Source organism: Streptococcus pluranimalium (genome assembly GCF_047785705.1).
Classification (GTDB): domain Bacteria; phylum Bacillota; class Bacilli; order Lactobacillales; family Streptococcaceae; genus Streptococcus; species Streptococcus pluranimalium_A.
The window spans coordinates 1-901 of record NZ_JBLOJV010000094.1 but is presented as its reverse complement, the minus strand read 5'-3'; the positions used below and the strand labels follow the sequence as shown (position 1 = coordinate 901).

Sequence of the window (901 nt, the reverse complement as noted above, 5' to 3'; positions counted from 1 at the left end):
CACCGACGACGATAACGACGGTATCCCAGACGATGCGGATAACAATCCGAAAGGCAAAGATGACTTGACGGTAACCCTTAGCCCAGCCAATGGCACGCCAGTCGTTGAAGGTCAGTTAATCGCACCGCGTCCAGCAGTTGTCGTAAACAAACCAAACGCAGTCATCACTGGTACCCAAACCAATGGCATCACTGTTGATGGCACTGGTAACTTAACGGGTACACCAGTCATTACGGATTGGACACCAGGTGAAAACGACCGTATCGTTAACGTTCCAGTTAAGGTTGTCGTTGAAACGCCAGCAGGTCAAGAGACCAAGGACATCCTCGTTCCAGTCACTGTTCAACGTGACACCGATAAGGACGGTCAACCAGACAAGGATGACACCGACGACGACAACGACGGTATTCCAGACGATCAGGATACTAATCCTAAAGCAACGGATAAACTCACCGCACCGGTTAAAGCTCCAACCAAACCAGCAGTCGTTGGTCAACCAGTCGAAGCTGGACAAATCGTTGTGACACCAAACAAACCAGGCACAACCATCACATCAACACCAACAGACGGCTTGAGCGTAGACCCAACTGGTCAATTAGTTGGAACGCCAACCACAACCTTCGACGGAGACGACGAAGAGAAGACCGTTAATGTCCCAGTTCGTGTGGAGAAAGATGGCGACGAACCAGTTGTTACAACGGTTCCAGTCACTGTTCTTCGTGACACTGATGGTGACGGTACGCCAGATAAGACGGATACTGACGATGATAACGACGGTATTCCAGATGCTCAGGATAAGAATCCTAAGATGGCGGATGCCTTGCGTGAGGATTATGTGATCATTGTCTCGGTGGATGGTACAGAGCAAACCGCCACTTACGAAGACATCACCCATGAGCAG

The 901-nt window shown here is 50.2% G+C and carries 1 pseudogene; it reads left to right on the top strand.

Features of this window, described 5'->3' with window-relative positions:
* Positions 1-901 (top strand): annotated as a pseudogene (locus tag ACMZ6Z_RS09460) (hypothetical protein); the annotation flags it as partial.